The 24,396-nt window shown below is 55.9% G+C and carries 27 protein-coding genes; 3 read left to right on the top strand and 24 right to left on the bottom strand.

Annotated elements, in window-relative coordinates:
- Positions 1–28 precede the first annotated feature (28 nt).
- A complete protein-coding gene (locus tag BUA65_RS02235) occupies positions 29–409 on the top strand; it encodes a YlbF/YmcA family competence regulator (RefSeq protein WP_072867146.1) in 381 nt (126 codons plus the stop codon).
- Here BUA65_RS02235 and BUA65_RS02240 read toward each other — a convergent pair whose 3' ends face one another.
- From BUA65_RS02240 to BUA65_RS02325, 18 genes are all read right to left on the bottom strand, one after another.
- Positions 410–2,128: an ABC-ATPase domain-containing protein gene (locus tag BUA65_RS02240; RefSeq protein ID WP_072867147.1), complete on the bottom strand. Its 1,719-nt coding sequence runs from the start codon at positions 2,126–2,128 to the stop codon at positions 410–412.
- A 127-nt stretch (positions 2,129–2,255) separates the two neighbouring features.
- On the bottom strand, positions 2,256–2,669 hold the full coding sequence (locus BUA65_RS02245; RefSeq protein ID WP_013822424.1) for a chemotaxis protein CheW: 414 nt from the start codon (positions 2,667–2,669) through the stop codon (positions 2,256–2,258).
- Between the two features lie 208 nt (positions 2,670–2,877).
- Positions 2,878–3,000, bottom strand: coding sequence for an RCKP-type rubredoxin-like domain-containing protein (locus tag BUA65_RS02250; protein WP_072867148.1), 123 nt, complete (start codon positions 2,998–3,000; stop codon positions 2,878–2,880).
- Positions 3,001–3,663 carry a ribulose-phosphate 3-epimerase gene (gene rpe / locus BUA65_RS02255; protein ID WP_072867149.1) on the bottom strand — a complete coding sequence of 221 codons (663 nt, stop codon included), beginning with the start codon at positions 3,661–3,663 and terminating at the stop codon, positions 3,001–3,003.
- On the bottom strand, positions 3,664–4,539 hold the full coding sequence (gene rsgA, locus BUA65_RS02260) for a ribosome small subunit-dependent GTPase A (RefSeq protein WP_072867150.1): 876 nt from the start codon (positions 4,537–4,539) through the stop codon (positions 3,664–3,666).
- Positions 4,540–4,566: 27 nt separating this feature from the next.
- Positions 4,567–6,432, bottom strand: a complete 1,866-nt coding sequence (pknB, locus tag BUA65_RS02265; protein WP_341349595.1) for a Stk1 family PASTA domain-containing Ser/Thr kinase — start codon at positions 6,430–6,432, stop codon at positions 4,567–4,569.
- 76 nt (positions 6,433–6,508) lie between these two features.
- Positions 6,509–7,939 carry a peptidoglycan D,D-transpeptidase FtsI family protein gene (locus tag BUA65_RS02270; protein WP_072867152.1) on the bottom strand — a complete coding sequence of 477 codons (1,431 nt, stop codon included), beginning with the start codon at positions 7,937–7,939 and terminating at the stop codon, positions 6,509–6,511.
- 31 nt (positions 7,940–7,970) lie between these two features.
- Positions 7,971–9,266 (bottom strand): FtsW/RodA/SpoVE family cell cycle protein, encoded by a 1,296-nt coding sequence (locus BUA65_RS02275; protein ID WP_072867153.1) that lies wholly within the window; start codon positions 9,264–9,266, stop codon positions 7,971–7,973.
- Between the two features lie 2 nt (positions 9,267–9,268).
- A complete protein-coding gene (locus tag BUA65_RS02280; protein WP_072867154.1) occupies positions 9,269–9,985 on the bottom strand; it encodes a Stp1/IreP family PP2C-type Ser/Thr phosphatase in 717 nt (238 codons plus the stop codon).
- A complete protein-coding gene (locus BUA65_RS02285) occupies positions 9,966–10,475 on the bottom strand; it encodes an FHA domain-containing protein (protein WP_072867155.1) in 510 nt (169 codons plus the stop codon). Before BUA65_RS02285 ends, BUA65_RS02280 begins: the two co-directional genes overlap by 20 nt.
- A 1-nt stretch (position 10,476) precedes the next feature.
- Positions 10,477–11,256, bottom strand: a complete 780-nt coding sequence (locus tag BUA65_RS02290; protein ID WP_072867156.1) for an FHA domain-containing protein — start codon at positions 11,254–11,256, stop codon at positions 10,477–10,479.
- A 14-nt stretch (positions 11,257–11,270) separates the two neighbouring features.
- On the bottom strand, positions 11,271–12,305 hold the full coding sequence (gene rlmN / locus BUA65_RS02295; protein WP_072867157.1) for a dual-specificity RNA methyltransferase RlmN: 1,035 nt from the start codon (positions 12,303–12,305) through the stop codon (positions 11,271–11,273).
- A gap of 143 nt (positions 12,306–12,448) precedes the next feature.
- Positions 12,449–13,810, bottom strand: coding sequence for a 16S rRNA (cytosine(967)-C(5))-methyltransferase RsmB (rsmB, locus tag BUA65_RS02300; RefSeq protein ID WP_072867158.1), 1,362 nt, complete (start codon positions 13,808–13,810; stop codon positions 12,449–12,451).
- A 6-nt stretch (positions 13,811–13,816) separates the two neighbouring features.
- Positions 13,817–14,578 carry a DUF116 domain-containing protein gene (locus BUA65_RS02305; protein WP_072867159.1) on the bottom strand — a complete coding sequence of 254 codons (762 nt, stop codon included), beginning with the start codon at positions 14,576–14,578 and terminating at the stop codon, positions 13,817–13,819.
- A complete protein-coding gene (fmt, locus tag BUA65_RS02310; RefSeq protein ID WP_072867160.1) occupies positions 14,575–15,531 on the bottom strand; it encodes a methionyl-tRNA formyltransferase in 957 nt (318 codons plus the stop codon). The genes BUA65_RS02305 and fmt overlap by 4 nt, the downstream gene beginning before the upstream one ends.
- 19 nt (positions 15,532–15,550) lie before the next feature.
- Entirely contained in the window at positions 15,551–16,015 is a 465-nt protein-coding gene (gene def / locus BUA65_RS02315) for a peptide deformylase (protein WP_072867161.1), read from the bottom strand.
- A 17-nt stretch (positions 16,016–16,032) separates the two neighbouring features.
- Complete coding sequence (gene priA / locus BUA65_RS02320; RefSeq protein ID WP_072867162.1) at positions 16,033–18,234, bottom strand: primosomal protein N'; 2,202 nt, start codon at positions 18,232–18,234, stop codon at positions 16,033–16,035.
- 2 nt (positions 18,235–18,236) lie between these two features.
- Entirely contained in the window at positions 18,237–18,695 is a 459-nt protein-coding gene (locus BUA65_RS02325; protein ID WP_072867163.1) for a hypothetical protein, read from the bottom strand.
- A 181-nt stretch (positions 18,696–18,876) separates the two neighbouring features.
- Between BUA65_RS02325 and BUA65_RS02330 the strand changes: the two genes are divergently transcribed.
- Both BUA65_RS02330 and BUA65_RS02335 read left to right on the top strand, forming a co-directional pair.
- Positions 18,877–19,341 carry a MarR family winged helix-turn-helix transcriptional regulator gene (locus BUA65_RS02330; protein WP_242656210.1) on the top strand — a complete coding sequence of 155 codons (465 nt, stop codon included), beginning with the start codon at positions 18,877–18,879 and terminating at the stop codon, positions 19,339–19,341.
- A 65-nt stretch (positions 19,342–19,406) separates the two neighbouring features.
- Entirely contained in the window at positions 19,407–19,772 is a 366-nt protein-coding gene (locus BUA65_RS02335) for a helix-turn-helix domain-containing protein (protein ID WP_072867165.1), read from the top strand.
- A 12-nt stretch (positions 19,773–19,784) separates the two neighbouring features.
- Here BUA65_RS02335 and coaBC read toward each other — a convergent pair whose 3' ends face one another.
- From coaBC to BUA65_RS02365, 6 genes are all read right to left on the bottom strand, one after another.
- The gene (coaBC, locus tag BUA65_RS02340) at positions 19,785–20,993 is read right to left on the bottom strand and encodes a bifunctional phosphopantothenoylcysteine decarboxylase/phosphopantothenate--cysteine ligase CoaBC (protein WP_072867166.1); all 1,209 of its coding nucleotides are present in this window, start codon (positions 20,991–20,993) and stop codon (positions 19,785–19,787) included.
- A 20-nt stretch (positions 20,994–21,013) separates the two neighbouring features.
- Positions 21,014–21,220: a DNA-directed RNA polymerase subunit omega gene (gene rpoZ / locus BUA65_RS02345; RefSeq protein ID WP_072867167.1), complete on the bottom strand. Its 207-nt coding sequence runs from the start codon at positions 21,218–21,220 to the stop codon at positions 21,014–21,016.
- 15 nt (positions 21,221–21,235) lie between these two features.
- Entirely contained in the window at positions 21,236–21,865 is a 630-nt protein-coding gene (gmk, locus tag BUA65_RS02350; protein WP_072867168.1) for a guanylate kinase, read from the bottom strand.
- Positions 21,866–21,867: 2 nt separating this feature from the next.
- Positions 21,868–22,149: an extracellular matrix/biofilm regulator RemA gene (remA, locus tag BUA65_RS02355; protein ID WP_072867169.1), complete on the bottom strand. Its 282-nt coding sequence runs from the start codon at positions 22,147–22,149 to the stop codon at positions 21,868–21,870.
- Between the two features lie 22 nt (positions 22,150–22,171).
- Complete coding sequence (locus tag BUA65_RS02360) at positions 22,172–23,050, bottom strand: YicC/YloC family endoribonuclease (protein ID WP_072867170.1); 879 nt, start codon at positions 23,048–23,050, stop codon at positions 22,172–22,174.
- A gap of 143 nt (positions 23,051–23,193) precedes the next feature.
- A complete protein-coding gene (locus BUA65_RS02365; protein WP_072867171.1) occupies positions 23,194–24,387 on the bottom strand; it encodes a pyridoxal phosphate-dependent aminotransferase in 1,194 nt (397 codons plus the stop codon).
- Positions 24,388–24,396: the final 9 nt, after the last annotated feature.

Genomic DNA, 24,396 nt, shown 5'->3' on the forward strand with positions numbered 1-24,396 from the left:
ATATTTCCCCGGATGGGAGGTGATTGATGTGTCTATAATCGCAAAGGCCCGGGAACTGGGAGAAGAAATTGCCCGCTCCCATGAGCTGGCGGCCATGATCCAGGCCCAGCAGGCTATGCTGCAGGATCCTGCCGCCAAGCAAATCATCGATGAATTTCATCAAAAGCAGCGGTTCCTGCAAATGATCCAGACCCAGGGCCTGGAACTTACGGAAAGCCAGAAGGCCGATGTGGAAGATCTGGAAAAGCGCATGATGGATAACCCGTTGATTACGGAATTTTTCCGTGCTCAACACAACTTCGAACAGTTACTGGAAGAAATCAACCAGATCATTAGCGATGCCATTTCCGGCGGCCAGCATTCCTGTTCCGATGAAAGCTGCAGTTGCTGCTGCGGCTGTGAGTTTTAGTTATAACTGCTGGCGCACCTGCAAGCGGCGGTAGCGGTTAATAGCGGCGGCAATTTCCTGCACCCGGGGGCGGGCATAATCCCCCGGGTGCAGGCCTTTAAAGGGAGATACAACATCCAGGCCCTCTCTATCTATATCCGCCAGCACCGCCAGGACTACTTCCCTCAAGGTTCGTTCTCCGTTAACGTAGTGTTTAGCCGCATATTTGATGATCTCAGCTATGGCCCGCAATTGAGCTGGATCCACCAGTTGCTCCACATCCTGCAGGTCAATATCCATGTGGCCGTAGACAATTTCATCGGTACCCCGCGCTTTTACCTTGGCCCGTCCCTCGAGGATAAAGGAGGCAGGCAAAGGGATACGGGGGGTAACCCGGTTAAAAGTACCAACAGCCTCTACCCGGCGCTCATCACGGTGGCGTAAAGCAATCTCTCTGGCCCGCCGGGTTACATCCAGGGGGATGTAATTTTGCATCATAATAACCCGATCGGCCACCGCAAAGTAATCTCCCGATCCGCCCACCACCAGCACGGTGGAAACCCCCAGGTGCTCGTAAAGCTGGCGCACTCGGTCAATAAAGGGGGTGATGGGTTCGAATTCCTTGGCCACCAGTTCCTGCATGCGGCCATCTCGGATCATAAAGTTGGTTGCACTGGTATCCTCATCCAGAAGCAACAAGCGAGTCCCCACTTCCAGAGCCTCCACGATGTTGGCCGCCTGTGAAGTGCTGCCACTGGCGTTTTCCGTAGAAAAAGCCCGGGTATCCTGACCATGGGGTAAATTGTTTATAAAAGCGCTGATATCCACCTTTTCCACGCTACGGCCGTCCTCAGCCCGGATTTTCACCGCGTCACCCACGGTAATCACCAGTTCCCGCCCGTCGCCGGGGATATGGTTGTAGACTCCCCGTTCCAGGGCCCGCAAAAGGGTGGATTTGCCGTGGTAACCTCCTCCCACAATGAGGGTGACCCCCCGGGGAACGCCCATGCCAGTCACCCTACCGCGATTGGGCAGCTCAAAGGAAACCTCCAGTTCCGGCGGGGATTGAAAGGGAATTACCCGGCCCCGGGTTAAAGGACGGTCGCTTACGCCACTTTCCCTGGGCAGGATGGCCCCGTTGGCCACAAAGGCCACCAGGCCCCGTTCATCCAGCCGGGCCCTTAAAAATTCCTGGTCTTCCACAAGTTCCACCTGTTGTTTTAAGGCGGCTGTGTCCAGACTTTTATAAAACAGAGATTCGTTGACTATAAACGGGACCTCTTCAAAGAAGATGCGCAATGCTTCCCGGCCGGTTATGGTACGCCCCCGGGCAGGCAGGCCGACGGTAAAACGGATCTCTACATACTCTTTATTCACAACTGCCCCGGTACGCTCGAGAATTTCCTGACCGCAATGGTCTATAGCGATCAGGCCGCTTTTACCGGTACCCCGGTACCCCCGGGCATGGCGGCTGATTGCCCGGCCAAACTGGCGCATCAGGTAGTCCTCCAGGGCAATTCTCCGGGGGGTGGTGGAATAAAGTTCGGGGGGAAAACCGGCCAAACGCTGGCCCACCCGCACCCGCAGGCGGCTGGGGGGTGCAAAGGGATCGCTTTGTACGTGATCAATAAATAGAGTGTAACGGTCGAAGGAATAGCTGCCACCAATGGACTTATAGGCACCGTAACCACGGCCATCTATGCCCAGCAGGCGTGAACGCAGTGTTTCCTGGTTGGACAAGCAAAACACCTCTTTATGTAAACTACAAAATACTAAGGGGAAACGCCGAGGAACGCCCCCTGAAAGGAAGCAAAATCCACAACAAAGGGCCACCCGTGTGGCCCTGAAACAAGGCAAAACCCGCGGCCTACAAAACCCGGCCCAGGTTCAGCAATAACCACAGGCGGTCGCCTTTTTTTATTACCCCCCGGAGGAACTCCATGTTGTCTCCCGCCACCGCCGGCGGTTCCATTTCATCGGCGTTGTATCGACCCACCTCCAGAACATTATCAACAATCATACCCACTTTTTGTCCTTCATACTCCACCACAATGATCCGGGTGGCATCGGTGTAATCCCGCACAGGCAGGTCCAGGCGCCTGTTCAGGTTTATTACCGGCACGATACTACCCCTGAGGTTGATGATACCCTCAACGTAACTTTTAGTATTGGGCACCCGGGTAATATCGGTCATGCGAATAATCTCCTGGGTTTCCTGGATGGGCAGGGCATATTGTTGATCGTTTAATTGGAAGATAACCACTTGTTGCTCATCACCCATAATTGACTCACCTTCCTAGATTGCTATCAAACAAGTTAGTCTTAGAACGGTATGGCCCCACGCCGCTTTCCCACTACAGGCTAAGGAAGGTTTTGACGAAAAGGGAAGAAATTCCTGCCTGTGCCTGCGACAAATTTCTAAATAAAATTCGCTCCTGTTCGGGTTTATCGCCACGAGGTTATGTATGGGACATGGTTGCTCCAGAGAACTACTTCTTGGGCTGGGCTTCCTTGACCAGTTTATCTTTGGGTGCGCCGCAGGACTTGCACTTGCCGGGCTTGCAGCGGGCCTCCACTACATTCCCGCACTCCTGGCACTTCCAGACAGCCATCTACTCACCCCCTTTTGCCGCCTGCCGGATTTCCTGGATAGCCGCTGCCGGATCCGGAGCACCAAAAACAGCCGAACCGGCCACCAGTACCGTAGCCCCGGCCTGTACCACCAGGGGGGCGGTAGAGGGATTGATACCACCGTCCACCTGGATTTCCACCTCCAACCCGGCACCATCCAGCATCTCCCGAATCTTGCGGATTTTAGGAATGGTCTGGGGAATAAAGGCCTGCCCACCAAAGCCCGGGTTAACGGTCATCACCAGTACCAGATCAAAAAGTCCGGGCAGGTATTCCAGCACTTCAGGGGGAGTGGCCGGATTCAGGGCTACCCCGGCCCTGGCCCCCTTTTCCCGGATATGCGTGAGCGTGCGGTGCAGGTGCCGGCAGGCTTCCGCATGTACCGTGATCAGGTCTGCCCCCGCCTCAACAAAGGAATCTATATAACGGTCGGGCTCTTCGATCATTAAATGAACGTCAAAAAACAGCTGGCTGTGGGGCCGCAGAGCCGCCACCACCAGTGGCCCGATGGTAATGTTGGGCACGAAGTGGCCGTCCATGACGTCAAGGTGGAGATAGTCTGCCCCGGCCCTCTCCACCCGCTGCACGTCTTCCATAAGGCGGGCAAAGTTGGCCGAGAGAATCGACGGTGCTATTTTGATCACTCAGTATCTCCTCTCCAGTTCCATTACTTCCTGCAGCAGTCGCAAATAGTTTTCGTAGCGAAAGGCGGGGATTTCCCCCTCCTCGACGGCCTTTTTTACCGCACAATCGGGCTCCTGGAAATGCAGGCAGCCGGTGAAGCGGCAACCGTCGCGACGGGCCACGATTTCCGGGTAGAACTCCCCCAGTTCTTCCCGTTTCATTTCGGGTAAATAAAGGCTGGAAAACCCCGGGGTATCTGCTACCAGACCTCCCCCGGGCAAGCGCAGGAGCTCTACATGCCTGGTGGTATGCCGGCCCCGGCCCAATTTGCGGCTGATGTCCCCGGTTTTCAGATTTAAACCGGGGACCAGGGCATTTAACAGGCTGGACTTACCCACCCCCGAAGGCCCGGCCAGTACGGTAATATGCCCCTCGAGCAGGGCACGCAATTCATCAAGGCCGCTGTCATCCAGGGCACTGGTACAAACAACCGGGTAACCTGCCTGGCGGTAGGCCCCGATCATATCCCGGATCAGTTCTTCTCCCAGGTCCACCTTGTTAAAACAAATGGCTGGCCCTACCCCGGCATGTTCGGCCTGGGTGAGAAACCGATCCAGTAAAAAGGTATTGGGGTCGGGATCCTTCACCGCAAAAACAATCAGTGCCCTGTCTACGTTGGCTACCGGCGGACGCACAAGGGTGGTCCGGCGGGGATGTACTTCTTCAATTACCCCCTGACCCCCAGGTTGGAGGCGAAAGGTAACCCGGTCCCCCACCAGCACCTGCTTCTTTTCCCGGCGAAAGCGTCCCCTGAGGGCGCAATCGTGGATTTCCTCACCGCTGGATACATAATAATGTCCGCCGTAAGCTTTGACCACCGTTCCTTCCCGCAGCATCTTTTAACCGGTTACGCTCCCCCCTTTTCAATCATCGTTATCGTTTTTTCCCTCTTGAAGAGATTTCTGTCTCACCAGTTTATTATCAACGTATATTTGGATAGTGGCCCTGCCGTAATAGCGCACGGTCGTTTCCACTTTCTCCCCCGGTTGATGAGTATTTACATAGGCTAAAGTGGTTCCCCGGACATCGTTAATCACAATCTTGACCTGGTGAGCCTGCCCATCGTTGTCAAGGAGCACCCTCACCCCGGCCTCCCTGGGTACGGGTCCCGGCCCCTTGCTTAAGGTTACCTTTACGGACGTGCCCTGGTCAACCATGCTGTCGGAAACTGGATCCTGGCTGATCACTTGATTTTGAAAGTAATCGGTACTCTCCACCCAATGAACATTTTCATCCAGACTCAGATTGTTTTCGGCCAGCTTGGCCCGGGCCTGGTCCAGGGTCAGCCCAATGAGGTTCGGCACCTTGGACTGCCTGGGCTTTGGTCCCAGGGAAAGATAAACCGTCACCGGGGTGTTGGGAGCTACCCGTTCCCCGGCAGCAGGAAATTGTTGAAAGATCAGATCCGGGGGAACGTTATCGTCGTAGCCCTTCTGCACCTGTTCGGCCAGGACCAGACCCCTTTCAGTCAGGCGTATGCGCGCGTCTTCCAGACTCAGCCGGTACAGGTCGGGTACTTCCCGCAGGTCGGGGCCCAGGCTGACCGTGAGGGTGATATCCCGGGGAGGCTTTACCGGCGCATCCGCCGGGCCAATATCCTGGTCAATAACAAATCCCTCGGGGATCTTGGGATGGTGTTCCTTGCGCACTTTCACCTGCAATCCCAAATCAGCCAGTATCTTCTGGGCCTCGGACAACTCCTTGTTTATTACTGATGGCACTGTAACCGGGGGCGGTCCTTTAAGATAACTGTTCAGGGCAAAGGCGCCCCCTGCCAAAAGGGCCAACAGGAGAAGGGCCAGGGCCACCCATCCCACCGGACGCAGCCTGCGACGGCGCACCCCTTCCTCCCGGAGCTTCTCTACTGGCTTGAGCACCCGGGTGGCCATTTCATCCAGGGGAATGAAACGGGTGGCCTCTTCACCATCCCGGGCAAAAAGGTCTTCCAGGTGACGGGCCATCTCCCGGGCAGAAGCAAAACGTGATTGGGGGTTTTTCTGCATAGCCCGCAGGACCACCTGCTCCAGCCCCGGGGAAACAGCGGGATTGCGCAGGGAGGGAGGCTCCGGTTCTTCCTGGATGTGTTTAATAGCTACGGCAATGGGACTATCCCCGGCAAAGGGCACGTTGCCGGTAAGCATCTCATAAAGGACCACGCCCAGGGAATAAATATCCGACTGGGGGCCGGCCAGTTCCCCCCGGGCCTGCTCCGGCGAGAGGTAGTGCACCGACCCCACAATGGTATCGGTCTGCGTGACGGTTGCCGCCGTGGCCTCCCGGGCAATGCCGAAATCAGTTAGTTTTGCCCGCCCGCTCTTCGTGATAAGGATATTATGGGGTTTAATATCCCGGTGCACGATGTTGTTCTCGTGGGCGTGTTCCAGAGCCTCCAGGACCTGGAAAGCAATCTGCACCGCCTTTTCCGGAGACAGGGCACCTTCCCGGCGGATGACGGTTTTCAAGTCCTCCCCGTCCACATACTCCATTACCAGGTACTGGATGTCATCCTCCTGCCCAACATCGTAAATGGACACGATGTTGGAGTGGGAAAGGCTGGCTACCGCCTGGGCTTCCCGGCGAAAACGACGGGTAAAGTCTTTATCCGAGGAGAATTCGGGGCGCAGGATCTTGATGGTAACCAGGCGGTTTAAGAAGGTATCCCGGCCTTTATAAACAATGGCCATTCCCCCTCCGCCCAGCTGTTCCAGGACTTCGTACCGGTTTCCCAACTGCCTCCCAATCATTACTTGTCACCTCAAGTCTTGGTTGGGTAGTTTAGCTTTTCCAATTCCATTTTATTCTAAACTACGGGCCGGCAGTCAGTACCGCCCGGAACATCTCCCGGGCAATGGGGGCGGCCACCACCCCGCCGGCACCACCGTTTTCCACAATCACCGCCACCACCACCCGGGGCCTCTCGGCCGGGGCAAAGCCGACAAACCAGGCATGGGTCTCCCCTTTGGGATTCTGGGCCGAGCCTGTTTTACCGGCCACGGTTATCCCGGAAAGGGCCGCCCCCCTGCCGGTTCCTTCCCTTACCACGTTCACCATAGCCTCCTTGATGACACCGGCAACCTCCGGACTGACCGCGGTAAGCCAGGGCCGGGGGGTCGACTGTAAAAGCACCCCTCCCTGGGGGTCCTGCACCCGGGCTAAAAGATGGGGGTGCATAATCACCCCATCGTTGGCAATGGCCGCCGCCACCAGGGCCATTTGAAACGGGTTGACCAGCACCTCCCCCTGGCCGATGGCGCTGGAGCCCAGCTGGGGTTTATTCATCTTTTCCGGGGGGGTGAGGGCCCCGGGCCGGTAAGCAACCTCAGGAAGGCCACCCGCCCAGGGGTTTAAAGTCAAGCCAAAAGCGCGGGCAGTCTGGTAAAACCTTTCTGCTCCCATCTCCAGGCCCAAGCGGGCAAAAGTGGTATTGCAGGACACCGCCAGGGCACGACGAAGATCCACCTCCCCGTGGGCAGCAGTATCGGCAAGTCGAAAGCCGTCAATTATTAGACTGCCCTGACAATTAAAAATACGTTTGATCACCTCGGGATTTGTAGTCAGGGCACCGGCAGCGGTGATTAATTTAAAGGTTGAACCGGGCGGATAGGCTCCCTGGGTAGCCCGGTTTAAAAGCGGTGCCCTTTTATCCTGCTGCAATAAATCGTATACGGTGAGAACCTTACCGTCAGGGGAACGCCCGGCGGGTTGCCCGATAGCATTGGGATCGTAGCTTGGACTGCTGGCCAGGGCTAAAATCTCCCCGTTCCTTGGATCCAGCGCCACGACTGCTCCCCGCCGGTTGCCGAGAAGCCGCATGGCCAGTTGCTGCAGGCGGGCATCCAGGGTAACTACCACATCGTTGCCCACCCGGGAACGCCCCAGCAGGCGGTCAATAATCATCTCAATTTTATCTTCGTCGGTCATGGCTAAAAGGTAACGGTCATACGCCGATTCCAGCCCGGTGCGCCCGTAACGATGGGAGATAAAACCAACTACCTGGGCTGCATCTTTCCCCAGTGGGTAGCTGCGCCTGCCCTTCTGACTTTTCGCCAGTACCGTTCCCCGGCGGTCGTAGATGGTGCCCCGGTGCACTTTGGCTTCGTAAGCCGCCAGACGCCGGTTGTGGGGATCTGTGGTCAGCGCCGGGCCAAGGAATACATTGATATAACCAATATAAAAGCTTAACAGGACAAAGGAACCCAGGATCAAATAGCTTAACCGACGGATGTTTGTTTTCATTTTCTCCCTCGCTAATGTTTGCTCAAAAGCGCTAACCGTTTTCTAAAGGCTTTAAAAGCTGTGTCTCGTGGGATATATTCAATAAAAGGCCCAAAATGATGAAATTGGCCACCAGGGAACTGCCACCGTAACTGACAAAGGGCAAGGTGACGCCGGTTAAAGGCAACAGCTTGGTCACCCCGGCAATAATGATAAAGGCCTGCAGTCCCATTAAGGCGGTAAAACCTGTTGCCAGAAGACAGGAAAAATCATCCCGTGCCGCCAGAGCAATGAGAAAGCCCCGGTAAACAAAAAGCATGTAGATGAGTAACAGGCCAAGACCGCCGGCCAGGCCCAACTCCTCCGAAATAGCCGCAAAAATGAAATCCGTATGCACCGCCGGAATGAACAGGGGCAGGCCGGCCCCTAACCCGGACCCGGTGAGACCACCCGCGGCCAGGGCGAAAAGGGACTGGACCACCTGGTAACCGGCGGTTTCCACGTACTGCCAGGGATTGAGCCAGACTTCCACCCGCAGCCGCACGTGTTCGAAAAGGGCATAACTGCCTGCCGCCCCGGCTAAAAAAAGCGCTCCCCCCAGGAACACATACGTAATCCGGGCAGTGCTGGCATAAACCATGGCTAAAAAGGTGGTGAAATAAATGAGTGCAGCACCCAGGTCCTTTTGAAAGACTAAGAGCAAAAGGGAAATACCCCACATGACCAGCAAGGGTCCCCATTCCTGTGGTGCCGGCAGGGCTACGCCCATTATCGTCCGGGTGCCTTCAGCCAGGGCCAGGCGGTTTTCCGCCAAAAAGGCGGCCAGGAAGAGCACCAGCAGGATCTTCACAAACTCCGAAGGCTGCACCTGAAACAATCCTAAATCCAGCCAGCTTTTTGCCCCTCCCTGCTCCACCCCAAAAAAGATGGGCAGCAAAAGACCGATTACTCCTGCCAGGGCATAAACATACTTATAATCGGCCAGCACCCGGTAACGGATCAAAAAGCGGGTAATTACCCAAAGGGTGAACAGGCCGATCATCAACCACACAAACTGGCGGAACGCGTAAGCCGGATTTAAACGATAAAGAAAAACCAGGCTGGTAGAGGAAAAAAGGGCCACTAAGGGCAGCAGAAAGGGATCCCCGACAAAACCGGTCCACGACCAGAAGAAGTGCAGACCCCAGAAGGCCGCCATGGTGGTCAGCGCCCCCACCAGTACCACCGCTGTGGACGGTGCCGGTTTAAGGAAATAAAGTGCCCCCGCCCCTACCAGCAGGTAAGCGAAGGCCCAAAAAAGCAACTTTCCTTCGACGGCCCGCAAATGGTATGCCCTCGGAAAAAACATCTTTATTCCACCGCCATTAGAATCACGGTAATGTTGTCACTGCCACCCCGCTCCAGGGCGGCCTGCACCAGCTTGTTCACGGCCCGGTTCAAATCCGGGTTTTTTTCCACCAGCATGCCTATCTCCTGGGGCGATAAATGCACCGTTAAGCCATCGGTGCACAGGAGTACTTTGTCACCCGGCTGGAGTTTCACCCGCCCTCCATCAACTTCTACCCTGGGTTCAATACCCAGTGCCCGGGTGAGTACATTGCGCTGGGGATGACAACGGGCCTGCTCTTCACTGAGGCCCCCCAGCCGGACCAGTTCCTGCACCAGGGAATGATCTTCCGTAAGCTGGTGCATTTTCCCCTCGCGCAACAGGTATATGCGGCTATCCCCTACATGGGCCAGGTAAAGATAATCTTTTGTAACCAGTGCTGCGGTCAAGGTGGTGCCCATACCCCTGTAGCTCGCGCTGCTGGAAGATAACTGATAAACCAGACGGTTGGCTTCTTGCACACCCTGTACCAGTATTGTTCCCGGATCGTCCGGGAGGGGATGGTGCGCCTTAAGAAAGCGCACCAGTTCGGCGATGGCCATCCGGCTGGCAATTTCGCCGGCCTGATGGCCGCCCATACCATCGGCCACGGTAAATAAACCCAAACCGGGTTCTACGCACAGGCTGTCTTCATTTACTCGCCGTACCAGCCCCGCTTCACTAGCTTGACTCCACTTCATAAGCCCACCTCACAAATTGAAAGGTAACACCGCCGATACGTAAACGGTCGCCATCGGCCAGAACGGTGGGCCGGTCCAGGCGCACCTCATTAAGATAGGTACCGTTTAGACTACCCAGATCCTGCACCCAGTACTGGTCACCCCGGGAAAAAATAACCGCATGCTCCTGGGAGGAAAAAGGATCGGGAATAACCAGGTCGTTATGTTCCCCCCTGCCCAGGGTAATCCTTTCCCCCAGGTAAAAGGTCATTCCCTTTTCCAGCCGGGGATCGGGACTGGCCAGAACCACCAGCCGCCCACTCGGTTTCGAGACGGTAGCCTCCCGGTAACCAGGGAAAGGCTTAGTGTCACTGCCGGGGCCTCCCTCAGCCGCAGCCGGGGTCGGGTTTTCCCGTAGGCCCAAAAACATCTGGCGGACTACTACAAACAAGAAAGCGTAAAGGAGAAAGAGGAAAAGATACCGCAATACCGTCAGCAAAAGACCCAGCACATCATTCCACCTCGAAAACACAAAGGGTGGCGCCCATTTTAATGGTATCCCCCGGAGCTAATACCTTGGTATTCACCCGTACCCCATTAACATAAACACCGTTAGTGCTGCCCAAATCTGTAATCACATACTCGCCACCCCGGTATTCCAGCTGGGCGTGGCGGCGGGAGACGCTGCCATCGCTTAAAACTACATCACAGGTATCCCGCCGGCCAATGACCATGGTAGAGGGTCGTAGGGTGAAAACCTTTCCTTCCTGGGGGCCGGCCTTGACCACCAGGCGCGCTCTGGGCCCCGCGGTAATCACCGGTACCGGGGCAGTGTGCCGGGCCGGTTGATATTCCAGGGTATCCTCGAACTCCCCTTCCCTGTTTCCAGCCGGGCGTGCTTCCTCTGCGCCAGGTATGTAAACCGCTTCCCCAAAGCGTCCCTCAATGCGCATCTGCCCTTCCGGTACTGCCGCGTCCTCCTGGATTTCCACCCGGGGAGGGGCAACCAGGGTAAAGTTTTTTTCTTGCGCTTTTTGGGACAGATAATCCTGTAACTCCCTGGCCAAAAGTGGAGCGATCGAAGAGACCGCACGGTAATCCTCCGGGTGTAAATAAATGGTAAACTCATTGGGTACATAAATCCGGCTGATACTTACCCGTTTTCGGTCGCGCATTTCCCGGGCCAACCTCTTGGCCATTTCCAAAGGCTGTACCCGGCCTTTAAATTTATCCCGGAAGAAGCCCTCAATGTATTTTTCCAAACTGCCTTCCAAACCGGAAAAGAGTCCCATGGGGGTCCCCCTCCCTACCCATTCAATCCCAGGACCCGGCGCCGCAGCTGCCCGCAAGCAGCATCAATATCGCCGCCCAGTTCCCGCCGCACCGTTACTGAAAGCCCGGCCTTTTCCAGCAAATTTTTGAAGCGCTGTACCCGCACCGCGGGAGTGCGGGAAAAATCCTTTCCGCCCACGGGGTTCGCCGGGATAAGGTTGATATGGCAAAGCATTCCCCCCACCAGCCGGGCCAGCTCAAGGGCACAGCGGGGGCTATCGTTCACCCCGGCCAAAAGGGCATATTCAAAGGTGATACGCCGGCCGGTAAGTTTTATGTATTCCCGGCAGGCGGGTATCAACTCCCCCAGGGGATGGCGCCGGTTGATGGGCACGAGCCGGTTACGCAGTTCATCGTTGGGAGCATGCAGGGATACGGCCAGGGTTAGGGGCAGGCGCCGCCGGGCCAGCTTTAAAATCCCCGGTACCACCCCACAGGTAGAGAGAGTAATATGCCGGTATCCAATATGCAAACCGTAGGGTGCGGTAAGGTGTTCCAGAAAAATCATGACGTGTTCGAAGTTGTCCAGGGGTTCCCCGGAACCCATGAGTACCACGTGGCTGATCCTCTCACCAACGTCGGATTGCATGGCCAAAACCTGATCGTACATTTCCCCCGGTGAAAGGTTGCGAATAAGGCCGCCAATGGTGGAAGCACAAAAACGGCAGCCCATACGGCAACCAACCTGAGTGGAAATGCAGGCGGAACGACCGTATGTGTGGCGCATGAATACGCTTTCTACGGCCTGGCCGTCGGCCAGGCCAAAGAGGTATTTGATGGTATCCCCTCGGCGGGAAACCTGCTTCTGAACCAGGGTCAAGCCCCGCAAAATGGCCATTTCTTTTAGCCTGGCTCGCAAGTCCTTGGGCAGGTCGGTCATCTCATCCCAGGACGGGCAACCCCGCTGAAAAAGCCAGCGGGCCAGTTGCAGGGCCCTGTAAGGAGGTTCCCCCAACCGGCCTAAAAGGTCCTTTATCTGGTCAAGGGTGAGGTCCTTTAAATTAACCATGGCCGTGTTCCCCGTTTCGTCGACATCACCTATCACTATATTATACCATACCCGCAACTAAAAATTTTCAAATCCTGGAGCCCTTACTATGAGGCGGCAATGTCCCTGGTTGGGAAAGCCGCTTCTTCGTAGCGGACTGCCACTCACGCGGTGATCCTCTTGCGCAGGCGGGCCATGAAAAATCCGTCCATCCCGTGCCGGTGGGGTAAAAGCTGGATATAACCGCGGGACAGGGTTCCCTGTTCATCCAGACCGGCAGGCAAAAGTGTAGAAAGATCTTCCAGTTGAAATTCTGGATGGCGGGTTAGAAAGTCTTCCACCTGGCCGAGGTTTTCTTCCCTAGTTACAGTACAGGTGCTGTACACCAGCACCCCGCCCGGTTTCAGGCAGCAGGCTGCCCCCTCCAGCATCTCTTTTTGCAGGCCTGCCATTTCCGCAATGGAATCCTCGGCCTTGCGCCAGCGCGCATCGGGCCGCCGGCGGAGCACCCCCAACCCGGAACAGGGGGCATCCAGCAGGACAAAATCGGCCCATTGATGCATGCTTTGGTCAGGGTAACGTGCATCCCCTTCCACGGGCCGGACACAGGTGATGCCCAGCCGGCGGCAGTTGACGGCAATCAATTTTATTTTGTGGGGATGGATGTCCAGGGCAGTTATTTCCCCCCGATCCCCCATCAATTGGGCCAGGTGTGTGGTCTTGGTACCTGGAGCAGCTGCCGCATCCAGTACCCGCGCTCCCGGGAAAGGCGACAGGGCATGTCCCACCAGGATGGAACTCTCATCCTGGACCAGGAACAGGCCTTCTTCAAAGGGAGCAAAGCCGTGCAGGGAAGGAAAACCAGCTATCTTCAACCCTTCCGGAGCAAAGGAGGTAGGTTCCGCCGTCACATCCTCTTCCCTTAAGCGTTCCATTAACTCCTGCCGGCTGACCTTCAGGGTGTTGGTACGCACCGTGTTGGGAGCTGGGCCGTTGTTGGCCTGACAGAGGGCTATCGTTTCCTCCAAACCATATTCCTTAAACCACCGCCGGACCAACCAGGCCGGATGGGAGTAACGAAGGGAAATGTAGGCAACCGGGTCGTCATTTAGATCGGGAAAAGGTATCTGCCTGCCCCGCCGGGCCAGGTTACGCAGCACCCCGTTTACAAAACCCACCACCCCGGGGTGACCGTAACGGCGGGCCAGTTCGCTGGACTCATTGCATGCCGCCGCATCGGGCACCCGCTCCATGTACATGATTTGATAGGCCCCGAGACGCAGGATATTACGGATCCACGGGTTCTGGGAGGCCAGGGGTTGGCGTAAGAAGTGGCCCAGGAGCCAGTCCAGAGTATTTAAATGGCGCAGGACGCCGTAGGCCAGCTCGGTGGCAAAGGCCCGGTCCAGCTTACCCGGGCGGTAATGTTCCAGAATGCGGTCCAGAGCCAGGTTGGCATATGCCTCCTCCTGATCCACGGCATATAAAACTTTTAAGGCCACTTCCCGGGCACTGATCCGGGCCAAAACAAATCACTCCTTATCCAACCCGCAAAAGTAGCGAATTGCTCCCTCCACCATGGGTATGGACACGCAGGTATTGAAACAGGGTCCGCAGGGTCGCTCGTTGGTCACCCCCAGAACGGGAATGGGATTGCTGTCCAGAATGCCACTGGCCAAATCCCGTTCACAGGCAACGGCTACAATCGCCCGGGGGTGGTATTCTCGCACGTATTTACGGGCCAGGGTACCCCCCGTAGCCAGGCCCATATTAAAACCGTATTTATCCTTCAGGTCCAGCAACTTGCTTATACAGCATCTCCCACAGCGGCGGCAGTTGTCAACATGGACCGTGATTTTATGGGGACATTCGCTGTACTGCAGGCAGTGGGGTACAAGCAAAAGCAATTCTTTTGGCTTCACCTTTAGGTGCCTGGCCTGTACCAGCTGGTTGTTGACCTCAATAAAGGATCTTTTAATCCGGTTGGGGTCTATACGCAGCAAGCGGCCAAGGGCAAGGGCTACCGGGAAAAACAAATTTACGGCCACTCGCATGGGTCCCTGCAGCGGTTCAAAGGTACGTGCCGCCAGAAGGGTAATCACTATTCCCGCCAGACCGCCAAAAGCCCAAAAGACGACCCCTACCAGCAGGGAAACCATGGTAAAAAGGATCACCTGGTAGGCAATGGAACGGGCCGGGTTAAAAATCAAGTACCAGGTACCTGCCGCCAGTAAAGCTACCAATAACAGGCTGGCCCCTAAAAGCCCTAAAAATAGCCGCTTATGAGTGTTCATGAATGGCAACCGCCCTTTGACCGGCCCAGAACCGTCCCCGGAGCCAGGGGGTGACCGCGCAAAAACTCCGCCACTGGTAAACGCCGTCCCCCCTGCAGTTGCACTTCCTGCAAAGATAGACAACCCCTGCCCGTGGCCACCACCACTTCCTCACCGCCGGCTATTACTTGGCCGGGCAAGGCTCCTTTTGGAGCAGCTTCCTCCTTCACCCCCGCCCGCCAGACCTTGAGCACCTGTTCTCCCCACCAGGTCCGAGCACCGGGCCAGGGGTCCAGCCCCCGGATCTGGTTGTATAAATCCCGGGCGGGTCTCTCCCAGTCAATTATTTCATCCTCCCGGGTTAATGGGGGTGCATAGGTGGCGAAACTATCCTCCTGGGGACGGGCATGAAGGCATCCCCGTTTTAAGAGGTTCAGGGTTTGTAACAAAAGCTCCGCCCCCAGCAGGGCCAGCCGGTCGTGAAGCGCCCCGGCGTTATCTGCTTCACCAATAGCCACGGCCTGCTGCAACAGGATGTCACCCGTATCCAGACCCTCGTCCATGAGCATGATGGTTACACCCGTTTCCCTCTCCCCATTCATAATCGCCCGGTGAATGGGAGCAGCTCCACGGTAACGGGGCAATAAAGAAGCATGAATATTGATACACCTCCGGGGAGGAAGGTGCAAAATGGAGGGCGGCAGGATCTGTCCAAAGGCCGCCACCACAATTACTTCCGGCTCCAGCTGTTTAAGCTGCTCAACAAAGGCAGCGTCCCGTACCCGGACGGGCTGCAGAACCGGCAGCCCCATGTGCAGGGCAGCCTGTTTCACTGGAGAGGGTTGAATTTTTTTGCCCCTTCCTTTGGGACGATCGGGCTGGGTAACCACTCCCACCACCGGGTACCCGGCACCCACCAACGCCTTCAGGGCGGGCACGGCAAAGTCGGGTGTACCCATAAACACAACACGCATAAACCCTTCGCTCCCCTAATCAGGCCCCTGGTTTGACACGCCGGATGCGCACAGCCCGGTCGATAAATAGTATGCCATCCAGGTGATCAATTTCATGCTGCAATGCCCTGGCCAGGAAACCCCGGGCATGGTGTTCCACCGGGTTACCGTGCCTATCCAGCCCTTTGACCCGCACCTCAGCGGCCCTGGTTACTTCCCCTACCACATTGGGCAGGCTCAAGCATCCTTCGGTATCAGTTTCTTCCCCCCGGGCCTCTACAATTTCAGGATTGATTAACTCAATTAAGCCTTCTCCGGTATCCACCACAATTACCCGCTTTGAGACCCCGATCTGGGGTGCGGCTAGCCCCACCCCCCGGGCGTGATACATGGTGTCCCGCAGGTTATCCAAGAGCTTATGAATATTTGGGGTAATTTTGGCAACCGGCCTGGCCTTCTCGCGCAATACCTCATCTCCATAAAGAACGATCTTAAAAACTGCCACCCCTTAAACCTCCTCAATTACATCATACTTTGTGGGGCAATGTCCACGGAAACCTGAACCCGGCGGTACCGGCCCGTCCCGGAAAAACCGTCCAGGGCGGCCGTTGCCGCTTCCCGCAGAACGCTTTGGACCGAAGCTTTCAATACCAGGTGCCAGCGGTAGCGATCTTTAATGCGGGTGAGGGGAGCAGGAGCCGGCCCCAGCAGTTCAACAGGCACGCCAGCAGCATGGACTGCTTGGGCCAGGAAATCTGCCGCCTCCTGGACCTCCTTTTCCACCCTCCCGGTGACCAGCAACCGGGCGAGGTGGGTAAAAGGAGGGTAGCCCAGGGTCCGTCTTAAAGCCATTTCCCGGCGGTAAAACCCCTGGTAATCATGGTTTTGGGCACAGGTCACGGCATAGTGATCCGGAGAATAAGTCTGGATCAGCACCTCTCCCCCCTGCTCTCCCCGGCCGGAGCGACCGGCCACCTGGGTGAGCAGCTGAAAAGTACGTTCGCTGGCCCGAAAATCGGGCATATAAAGGGAAATATCGGCATTGATCACTCCAACCAGGGTCACGCCGGGAATATCCAGCCCCTTGGCCACCATCTGGGTACCAATGAGGATGTCCGCTTCACCCTCACGAAAAGTATCTATGATCTCTCTGTGGGCACCCCGCCGGCCTACTGTATCGCTGTCCAACCGCAGGACGCGGGCCGTAGGAAATAATCGCCGGATTTCCTGTTCTACCTTTTGGGTGCCCATACCCAGATAGGCTACATGCCGGCTGCCGCAACCGGGACACAGAGAGGGAGCCAGCACACTGTAGTTGCAATAATGACAGCGCAGCCGCCCGCTGACATGATAGGTGAGGGAAATATCGCAGTGGGGGCATTTCAGCACCAGACCGCACTCCCGGCAAACCACCAGCGTGGAATAACCCCGCCGGTTTAAAAAAAGGATAACCTGTTCCCGGCGGGACAATCGCCGGGCAATGGCTTCCCGGAGATCACGGGAAAACATGCCCTTGTTCCCTTCCTGCAACTCCCGGCGCAGGTCGACAAGGCGCACGGAAGGCAAGGGGAGTTCGCCCACCCGCCGGGTCAGTTCCAGCAAATGGTACGCCCCCCCACCAACGGCCTGGCAATATGATTCCATGGAGGGAGTCGCGCTGCCCAGAACTACCACCGCCCCGGCATACCCGGCCAAACGCAGGGCCACTGTCCGGGCATGATAGCGAGGGCTTTCCTCCTGTTTGTAGGAGGGCTCGTGTTCCTCATCTAAAATGATCAAACCGGGTTGCTCCAGGGGGGCAAAAATGGCCGAGCGGGCACCCAGCACCACCCCGGCCTCCCCGGTACGAAGGCGCTGATATTCATCATATCTTTCCCCATCAGAAAGGCGGCTATGTAGCACAGCCACCTGGCGGCCAAAACGCCCCCTGAAAATATCAATCATCTGGGGGGTAAGGGCAATTTCCGGAACCAGCATCATGGCCTGTTTTCCCCGGGCCAGGGCCGCAGAGATAGCATGGAGGTAAACCTCAGTTTTCCCGCTGCCCGTTACCCCGTGGAGCAAAAAAACCTGCCGTCCGCCTTTTTGATCCAGGGCCTCAATAATCTTGCTTACCGCCCGGATCTGTTCCCCATGGAGAACAGGTGGTTTTATCCTTTTTTCAGGCAAATCTTGGCACGGATCCCGGGACTCAATGCGTTCCTCACTGCGTAAAAGCCCCCTGGCAACCATGGCATCCACCACCCGAGGGGAAACACCGGCCGCTTCTGCCAGTTCCTTCCTGGACAGGCCGGGGCGGGCCTGAATAACCTGCCACACCGCAGCACTCTTTGGTGCTCGCCGGGGATCGGGAACCTCGCAGCAGGCTGCCGGCCACAATCCCCGTACCTTTTTCGGCCCCTTCACCTGTAAAAGGGGCCAGAACATGGCTCGCAGTGCTTTAACTGTAGGGCAGAGGTAATAGGCCGCCATCCAGCGGGCCAGGGCCAGCTGGTGGGGGGTGAATAGGGGCCCCTCGTCTAAAAGGGCAGCCACATCCTTTAAATCAGCAGGGTTCGGTGCCGGACTAAAACCAACCACATAGCCCTCTACTTTACGGCGACCGAAGGGTACCAGCACCCTGCTGCCAACCTGCACCTTGCCCGCCAGGGAAGGGGGCACGTTATAATGAAAAACCTTGTCCACCTGACGGAGAGCTAAAGACACCAGCACTTCCGCGTGCAACCTTATCTCTCCCTGCTACTAAACTTCAGGCGGGGTACACAGGCCCGGGGGGGCGGAGCAGAAACCTCCGGTAGGGACTTTTTTTTCGGTCTCTCAAACTGCCAATTTATGTTAAATACCGGTTTTTCTGTTTCCGCACCCTTATCTGCCGCCTCCAGCATCCCGGGCGGCGGCACCGGTACCGGTAACCGTCCTTCCTCCGAGGGAAAACGGGGTGCGTGGGTAATGGTAATGCTGCTTAAAATGAATTCGTCTTCCCGGGTCAGCTCTCCACCGCTGTAATAACGCCGGCGCAATTCAGCCCTTGGAATAAAGGCCGAAAATTCCGCCGGCACATTCATCTTGTTGCGACGGCTCATGCGCATGGTTAATTCGCCGAGCCGGATGTCGACCTTGTCGACCTGACGCCACTTATGCCGTTCCGGACAATGAGGTGCGGAAAACCAGGGATGGAAAAACATGGCGCTCACTCCCTGGTATATTTTACTGCCCTTGGCGCTAAAAGGATACATTTACACTCTCAAGGGTCAAAAATTAAAGCAATCCCGTGTCCGCACAATGATATGATACGGTTATTAACCGTTGACGAAAGTATTTAATATATTTACAATTAAAGTACAGAATACTTTAGGAGGAATGTGCTTGCCTCCAGAAAAAAACCAAACCCAGGGAGAAGGTTACCTGGCCGTACGTACCGTAATCGAGCTTACCCGAACCATGGATTTGCTGGAAGACTTGCTGGCTAGGCACTTTGCCCATTTCAACCTTTCCCAGCCCAAATTTAATGCCCTGATGGAACTGTATTATGCCGGGGAAGAGGGCCTTCCCCTTTCCGAATTGGGGCAGCGTATGCTGGTTAGCCGGGCCAATATTACCGGCCTGGTGGACCGGCTGGAAAGGGACGGGCTGGTAGTCCGTGTTGTTGATCCTAAAGACCGGCGTGTGATCCGCGCCCAAATCACTCCCAGGGCCGTACAGCTTATCCACGGGGTCTTACCCCTGCACATGGACCTGCTTAAACGAGCCACATCCAGCTTAAACATCGAAGAAAAGGAAACCCTTATCCGTCTTTTAGTTAAACTGCAACAGGGCCTGGATAAATTGTAAAAAGCCTTTCCAACCCCCGGTCGCAAACGGGGGAAATTTAACGCTTTTGTAAGGGGTTGATCGCTGTGAAGTGCGTCAGATGTCAGGAGGAAGTACTACCGCAAGATAGCTATGACTATTACGGGCAAACCTTATGCGAGGACTGTTACATAGCCGCTCTGCAACCTCCGAAACCCTGCGACCCGACAGCCGTGGCCAGCGCTAAAGCCACCAGAACACAGCTGGGACAGACAGGCACCGCAGGTCTGACCCCGCTCCAGAAGAGAATTTATGAATACATCAAGGAAAAGGGAAAGGCAACCAAGGAAGAACTGGCCAGTACCTTTAATCTGCCCCAATGGGAACTGGAAAAACAGTTTGCAGTTTTACGCCATTGTGAACTGATCAGAGCCACCAAAGAAGGAAATCAAGTATACCTCACTTTATGGTAATATAAAAACCTTTTAGCTGTGCGTCTGGGAACGCAGCTCTATAACCGCATCGAGGATGCGGTGTGCTAGTGTTTTTTTGTCCATCACCGGCAGGGATTGGGTGCGCCCGTCGCGATAGAACAGCTTGACAATGTTGGTGTCGGCGCCAAAGCCCGCCCCCGGTTGGGTAACATCATTGGCCACCAGCAGATCCAGATTTTTTTTGCGCAGCTTTTGCTGGGCATTGGCCTCTAAATCTTCGGTTTCAGCAGCAAAACCTACCAGTGTCTGGTGTGGTTCTTTGCGTTGCCCCAGTTCATATAATATATCGGGGTTTTTTTCCAGTTCCAGGATCAGAGTTCCATCGCTCTTTTTTATTTTCTGGTCCGCCACTATTTTGGGGCGGTAGTCGGCTACTGCTGCCGCTTTAATAACCACATCCTGGGTGGAAAAGCGTTCCATTACAGCCTGGTACATCTGCCGGGCGGTTTCCACGGAAACGAGCTCCGCGCCAGCGGGCGGATCCAAACTGGTGGGAGCGGATACCAGGGTAACCGCGGCCCCGCGCTGTATAGCTGCCGCGGCCAGGGCGTAGCCCATTTTGCCCGAACTGCGGTTGGAGATATAACGCACCGGATCAAGAGGCTCCCTGGTCCCTCCGGCGGTAACCAGGACTTTTAATCCACCGAAATCACCCGGTGAAGAGATCAGGCCTTTAATATGTTCCAGGATGACCTCAGGGGCAGGCAAACGTCCACGGCCTTCCACACCACAGGCCAGGCGGCCTGCCTCCGGTTCTAAAACATGGTAACCCATCTCAAAAAGCCGTTTCAGGTTGGCCTGCACCGCCGGGTGCGCATACATGTAGGCGTTCATGGCCGGGCAGAGGAGCACGGGGCAGGTAACCGCTAAAACCAGGGAGCTTAAAAGATCATCGGCGAGGCCGTGGGCCAGCTTGGCCAGGATATTCGCCGTGGCCGGGGCAATCACAACTAAATCGGCCCTGGTGGCTAGCTCAATATGGGGAATAGCTTCACCGGCAGGGGGGCCGAACAGGGCAGTATGCACCGGTCGCCCGGTAAGGGCGGCAAAGGTTAGGGGTCGCACAAATTCCTGTGCCGCCTGTGTCATGACCACGTCCACCAGGGCACCAGCCTTGACGAGGGCACTGGCTAGCTCCGCGGCTTTATAGGCGGCAATTCCCCCGGTTACGCCCAGGATGACGGACCTGCCCGCAAGCATGCTTTTCGCCCCCCCGCGCACTACTTAACGCCATGTTTGGTCCGGCGGTAACGGATCTGACCCCGGACAACCTCGTGTAATGCCCTCGTAACCGGCTTTACTGCCGGGTTATCTCCTTCTTCTTCGCCTGTTTCCGTCAGCATTCTTGCTCTTTTCGCCACCACCACGACCAGCGTGTAGCGGCTATCAACTTTTTTCATTAGTTCGTCTAAAGACGGTTGATTCATGGCGATCCCCCGCACTCACCAGGAATTTTCTTTAAGATCCGTTAAATTACCCCAGCTTTCATCCATTTTTATGCGCTGAGGACGGCATTTTTCGGCTACAAGAATCGATTGCAGGACAGCAACTGCTTCCTCAACATGCCGGTTAATCACCAAATAATCGTAACGGAAAAGGAACCTTAGTTCCGTGTTAGCCCAGTGCAACCGTCTTTGAATCTCTTCGATGGAATCCGTGCCGCGACCGACAAGGCGCTCGGCCAACACAGCCCGGGAAGGGGGTAGGAGAAAAACCAGTACTGCTGAGGGAAACTTCTTTTTTACCTGCAAGCCCCCCTGAACATCAATCTCCAGGAGCACATCCTCACCCCTGGCCAGGGCATCCTCTACCGTTTTTAGCGGCGTACCGTAATAGTTGCCATAGACCTCCGCCCACTCCAGCAATTCCCCGGCATCGATCATTTGCTGGAACTTTTCCCGGGAGACAAAAAAGTAATTAACCCCGTCCACTTCCCCGGCCCGGGGTTTTCTGGTCGTAGCGGAAATGGAAAGGTGAATCCCCGGTTGTTTTTCCAGCAAAGCGCGGCAAACGGTACCCTTACCGGCCCCCGAAGGACCGGACAGTACCATCAATATGCCCTCCGATTTCATGATTATTCATCCGGCCGCTCTTCCGACTGGGCAGGAGTGCTCTCCTTGTTTACCAGACGATGGGCTACCGTTTCCGGCTGTACGGCGGAGAGAATTACGTGATCGCTATCGGTAATAATCACTGCCCGGGTACGCCGCCCGTAGGTGGCATCCACCAGCTTGCCCTGATCACGGGCCTCGTTAATAATGCGCTTGATGGGTGCCGATTCGGGGCTGACAATAGCCACAATGCGATTTGCCGAAACAATATTGCCAAAACCGATATTAATCAATCTAATCTCCATCATTCTCCCCCCTGCCACGGGATTATTCGATATTCTGCACCTGTTCCCGCATCTTCTCCAGTTCGCTTTTTACCTCCACCACCACCCGGCTGATCTCAAGGTCAGGTGCTTTAGAGGCAATGGTGTTGATCTCCCGGTTCATCTCCTGGATCAAGAAGTCCAGCTTGCGGCCCACGGGGCCACCCTCGTTTAGAAAGTCCCGGAACTGGGCTATATGGCTGGCCAGGCGCACCACTTCCTCGGCAATACTGGAACGCTCGGCAAAAATTGCTACCTCCGTAGCCAGCCGGGCCTGATCCAGCGGTGTATCGCGCAACCATTCCTGCAGTCTCTGGGTCAGGCGGTTGTGGTATTCCGTGACCACCTGCGGTGCCCTGGCTTTGATTTGCTCGTTTAGTTCCGCAATCCGTTCCAGGCGGCGGGTCAAATCCACCTTAAGCTGGCTGCCCTCGGAAAGGCGCATTTGCACCAAACCATCCAGCGCCTGTTCCAGGGCCTCGGAAACCAGAGGCCACCATGCATCATCATCTTCAACAGGCTCGTCCACCACCAGCAGTCCCGGTAGATTAATTAGATGCTGTATGGTGACGGGATCTGTTAATCCCAGGGTGACCTTTAATTCCTCCATTGCCTTATAATACGATGTAGCCAGGGCTTTGTCAACTTTTACAACTGGACTTTGCTCACCGCATTCCTCCACGGAAAAGTAACCGTCAATCCGCCCGCGGGAGATGCGAGACTGAATCAGCCTCCTGGCTCGATCCTCCAGGGAAACCATATTCCGGGGCAGGCGCAGGACAACTTCACAAAAGCGGTGATTCACAGATTTAAGTTCCACCGTAAATTTTTTGCCCTGCCCGCATGATTCACCCCGGCCAAAACCTGTCATGCTCTTAAGCAAAAATCCTGCTCCTTCCCGAAAGTGTATTAATTGTTTACGCAAGGGGAACGATCAGCCCTCGTTCCCCGTAAATATTCAGCGAACCCGGTTGGATGCGGTGCTGTCCTCGTCATAACGGTTTTACTGAACATTTACCGTTCCCCTTAATCAATTTGGAAGAAAAACTGTTCAATGCGGTTGAGTCCTTCCACAATGTTTTCCATGGAGGTGGCGTAGGAAAGGCGGAAACAGCGGTCATCGCCAAAAGCCACCCCCGGAACCACCGCCACCTTGACCTCATCCAAAAGAAGGCTGGCCAGATCGCTGGCTCCGTTAATTTGCCTCCCTTTATACTGGCGGCCAATATACCTGGCCATAGAAGGAAAAACATAAAAGGCGCCACTCGGAGTGTTACAGGAAATTCCCGGTATGGCGTTCAACCGCTGGAGCATGTAATCCCGGCGCCGCCGGAATTCCGCCACCATCTCCATCAAGGGCTCCTGAGTGCCGGTTAAGGCCGCCACACTGGCCGCCTGGGCAATGGAGGTGGGATTGGAGGTGGAGTGGCTTTGCAAATCAACCATGGCTTTAGCCACCTCCGTGGGGGCGGCGGCATAGCCAATACGCCAACCCGTCATAGCGTAGGCCTTGGACATTCCGTTGATGACCACAGTTTGCTCCTTCAAGGCCGGACTCAAGGAGGCTATGCTTACGTGTTCGCAACCGTCATAGATCAGTTTTTCGTAGATCTCATCGGAAATAACCACCAGCCCGTGGTCTTCAATCACCTTTCCCAGCTCCACCAATTCTTCCTTAGCGTATACTGCGCCGGTGGGGTTGCCGGGAGAGTTTAAGATGACCATCCTGGTGCGCGGGCTGACGACCGAAAGCAGTTCCTCGGCCGTCAATTTGAATCCGTTTTCCTGGCGCGTCTGGACGATTACCGGCACCGCACCGGCCAGCTTGATCTGTTCCAGGTAGGTGACCCAGTAGGGTGCTGGCAGGATAACCTCATCCCCCGACTGCAGGAGCACCATCATGGCGTTGTAGAGGGAATGCTTCGCTCCCACGGAAACCACAATCTGCTCTGGTGTATACTCCAGTCCGTTGTCGGCCTTCAATTTTTGTACGATGGCTTCTTTTAACTCCATGGTACCGCCCACCGGGGTATATTTGGTCATGCCTTTACGGATGGCGGCCATGGCCGCTTCTTTTATATGCTCCGGAGTATCGAAGTCCGGTTCCCCTGCACCAAAATTAATTACCTTTTCTCCGGCCGCAATCATTTTCTTGGCCCGGGCATCGATGGCCAGGGTGGGTGAAGGACTAATGTTTTTGACCCTGTCGGCAAGTTTCACAGCTGATCA

Origin of the sequence: Desulfofundulus thermosubterraneus DSM 16057 (assembly GCF_900142025.1) — a bacterium.
GTDB lineage: Bacteria > Bacillota > Desulfotomaculia > Desulfotomaculales > Desulfovirgulaceae > Desulfofundulus > Desulfofundulus thermosubterraneus.

What these genes read in the sequence shown, in the direction of transcription:
- BUA65_RS02290 (WP_072867156.1), bottom strand. Translation starts at nt 11,256, where the DNA reads ATGGGACTCTTTTCCGGTTTGGAAGGCAGTTTGGAAAAATACATTGAG.
- BUA65_RS02245 (WP_013822424.1), bottom strand. Translation starts at nt 2,669, where the DNA reads ATGGGTGATGAGCAACAAGTGGTTATCTTCCAATTAAACGATCAACAA.
- BUA65_RS02280 (WP_072867154.1), bottom strand. Translation starts at nt 9,985, where the DNA reads ATGAAGTGGAGTCAAGCTAGTGAAGCGGGGCTGGTACGGCGAGTAAAT.
- BUA65_RS02250 (WP_072867148.1), bottom strand. Translation starts at nt 3,000, where the DNA reads ATGGCTGTCTGGAAGTGCCAGGAGTGCGGGAATGTAGTGGAGGCCCGC.
- rlmN (WP_072867157.1), bottom strand. Translation starts at nt 12,305, where the DNA reads ATGGTTAATTTAAAGGACCTCACCCTTGACCAGATAAAGGACCTTTTA.
- remA (WP_072867169.1), bottom strand. Translation starts at nt 22,149, where the DNA reads ATGGAGATTAGATTGATTAATATCGGTTTTGGCAATATTGTTTCGGCA.
- rsgA (WP_072867150.1), bottom strand. Translation starts at nt 4,539, where the DNA reads ATGCTGCGGGAAGGAACGGTGGTCAAAGCTTACGGCGGACATTATTAT.
- BUA65_RS02270 (WP_072867152.1), bottom strand. Translation starts at nt 7,939, where the DNA reads ATGAAAACAAACATCCGTCGGTTAAGCTATTTGATCCTGGGTTCCTTT.
- gmk (WP_072867168.1), bottom strand. Translation starts at nt 21,865, where the DNA reads ATGAAATCGGAGGGCATATTGATGGTACTGTCCGGTCCTTCGGGGGCC.
- BUA65_RS02305 (WP_072867159.1), bottom strand. Translation starts at nt 14,578, where the DNA reads ATGAACACTCATAAGCGGCTATTTTTAGGGCTTTTAGGGGCCAGCCTG.
- coaBC (WP_072867166.1), bottom strand. Translation starts at nt 20,993, where the DNA reads ATGCTTGCGGGCAGGTCCGTCATCCTGGGCGTAACCGGGGGAATTGCC.
- BUA65_RS02325 (WP_072867163.1), bottom strand. Translation starts at nt 18,695, where the DNA reads ATGTTTTTCCATCCCTGGTTTTCCGCACCTCATTGTCCGGAACGGCAT.
- fmt (WP_072867160.1), bottom strand. Translation starts at nt 15,531, where the DNA reads ATGCGTGTTGTGTTTATGGGTACACCCGACTTTGCCGTGCCCGCCCTG.
- BUA65_RS02275 (WP_072867153.1), bottom strand. Translation starts at nt 9,266, where the DNA reads ATGTTTTTTCCGAGGGCATACCATTTGCGGGCCGTCGAAGGAAAGTTG.
- rpoZ (WP_072867167.1), bottom strand. Translation starts at nt 21,220, where the DNA reads ATGAATCAACCGTCTTTAGACGAACTAATGAAAAAAGTTGATAGCCGC.